This window comes from Bacillus sp. GMs2/2 (genome assembly GCF_050172095.1).
GTDB classification, from domain to species: domain Bacteria; phylum Bacillota; class Bacilli; order Bacillales; family Bacillaceae_G; genus Bacillus_A; species Bacillus_A cereus.
The window spans coordinates 1-2,201 of the sequence record NZ_JBNLYE010000528.1 but is presented as its reverse complement, the minus strand read 5'-3'; the positions used below and the strand labels follow the sequence as shown (position 1 = coordinate 2,201).

The following is a 2,201-nucleotide window of genomic DNA, read 5'->3' as shown; positions in this document are numbered from 1 at the left end:
AAAACTTACTAATATTGAACCTAAGATACTCAAAAAATAAAATTGATTTAAATTAACAAAGCCTAATAGAAATAAAATAATACCTATTAAACTCCAAAAAATTCTATCCATCACTTTCCCCTTCGCCAAAAAAGTACTTATATGTAAATAATATCATAAACGCAGACGTAAAAGTATTAGTAACAAAGTTTCAAAATATTTATAATTTAATTCCAATTAATATTATAAAAGAGAACCATTAAAATCCAATATGCATAATTGCATATTGGATTTTAATGGTTCAGTGTAACTTTTTTTCTCTTAAGATAAACTTATTTCTAATAATTTATCTTTTATATTAGGCCTGACACGACCAAAAAAAGAATTTTGTACGTTTAAGAAATTTTTTCCAATTAATTAAGTTTTTAGTTATGTGAAGAGCTTGATACTCTTCATTTTTATGAATTGTACACCCTATTGATAGTGTTTTATTACCTTGATAATAAAGGGTTTGCAAGCTATCAATAACATTTATCAAAATTAAAAAGAAAGACAGGTTTACCAGTTGGTGCGTCTACTACTTATTTATGTAAAAAAGTTCCTTAACTTACAATTTCCTTTTTGGGGTCATGTGACTCTTTATGGAACAACGTTTTTTTACAATCTATTCATTCAACTTTTTTGATTTAAAGATAGTAACAACCAAAATATAAATTGTCCTGTTACAAAAATAATAAATTGTATACCTAATTTATTATTTGAAATAAAACTATAATAGACCAAATTATTAAAGCTAGTGAATAAAAGTTTGCCATAAATTTAGTTGTTATTGTTGTTTAGTGTAAATATAATTCATCTGGTTTCTTCATAAATAATTAACCTCCAAATATTTAGTTGTCTAATGAAAAAATTTATTCAATATTTTTGGAATGTTTTGCCATATTTAAAGATAACTCTGAACTTGGATTATAGTGATGATTTTCAATGGCTATTATTGTTTGACGACTCATTTCTAAAGCATCGGCCATTTGATTTTGCTTTAAAATTTTAATCTGATTTTTCATATTCATATGTTAACCTATCGATGTATATTATATACATGCTAGGTTAACATAACGTCCTATTATCGGTAGCAAATCCTACGGCTTCCCCTTACTCCTGTAAGGGGTTTTCTTCTTTCTCTCTCTTTTTCTTTATGCATGTTTTTATACATTGTTGATATAGCGAGAATCTTGGGGATTCTTGCTATTCTTTTTTTGCATAAAATCTTGTATATCAAAAAAAGATTTTGATGTTATTATCGAGAAGTAATACATATCGGTGTTAAAATCGGAATGTATTTCGGAATTAAATCGTTTTTAAAATCGGTTTTCATATCGGTTATAAGTACATTCCGATTTTGACTAGAATCTTGATTTAATCGTGTTTTTCAAACGAAAAACGTATTCCGTTTTTGGGGGAGGAATGAAATTTGGAACTAAAATCGGAAATGCATACACCGAAAATTGTTGCGGATTTTTTAAGGATCACACCCGATTTGTTAAAGGTATGGTCAAATGAATTTAACATACAAACGGAGCGAAGTCAGGGAGGGCATCGCAGATACTCAAAAGAAAATATAGAAGAATTAAAAGCAATAAAAGAAAAAATACAGATTCAAAAATGGTCTTACGATCAAGTTCGATCATGGCGAAATGGAGAACTTGATTCATTTGTTTCAAAAGAAGAAAAATCAGAATTAGAAAAGAAATTGAATGAAGTATTAGAAAATCAGCAATTACAAAATCAATTTAATCAAGCACTCGTTCAAAAATTACAAGAAATTACGAATGAATTAGTTACAACAAAAGAGCATTTAGCAAATACGGAGAAAAAGTTAACTGAAGTAGAAGGTAAAAACAGTGAATTAGAAGTTTTTATAGAGAAGAAGCTAGAGAAGCGAGATCAATTATTGCTTGAAAATATTAGAGATATGCAAGCACAAAATCAGAAACAAAAACGGAAAGGTTTTTTCAGTTTGTTCAAAAAGTAAATTTGGAAGATATTTCGTGCAAAGTTCTAATGTCGGAAAAAGAAGAATAGAAATATAGCATACATACAATAAGGGAATGCAGTATAAATCAGTCTACAAGCATTCCCTTGCTATATATATGTTAATAATATTTTAATGCTGTTATTCCTATGTATGCCATATATAGGAGAGATAAAAAGATAAATATATC

2 protein-coding genes are annotated in these 2,201 nt (G+C 27.6%); one reads left to right on the top strand and one right to left on the bottom strand.

The genetic code is table 11. The features are described from left to right. Positions 1–890: 890 nt before the first annotated feature. Positions 891–1,049, bottom strand: coding sequence for a helix-turn-helix transcriptional regulator (locus ACQGS6_RS26975; RefSeq protein WP_426965910.1), 159 nt, complete (start codon positions 1,047–1,049; stop codon positions 891–893). Between the two features lie 401 nt (positions 1,050–1,450). On the opposite strand from ACQGS6_RS26975, the gene ACQGS6_RS26970 reads away from it, so the two are divergent. After that, positions 1,451–2,011 (top strand): MerR family transcriptional regulator, encoded by a 561-nt coding sequence (locus ACQGS6_RS26970; protein WP_098806042.1) that lies wholly within the window; start codon positions 1,451–1,453, stop codon positions 2,009–2,011. Positions 2,012–2,201: the final 190 nt, after the last annotated feature.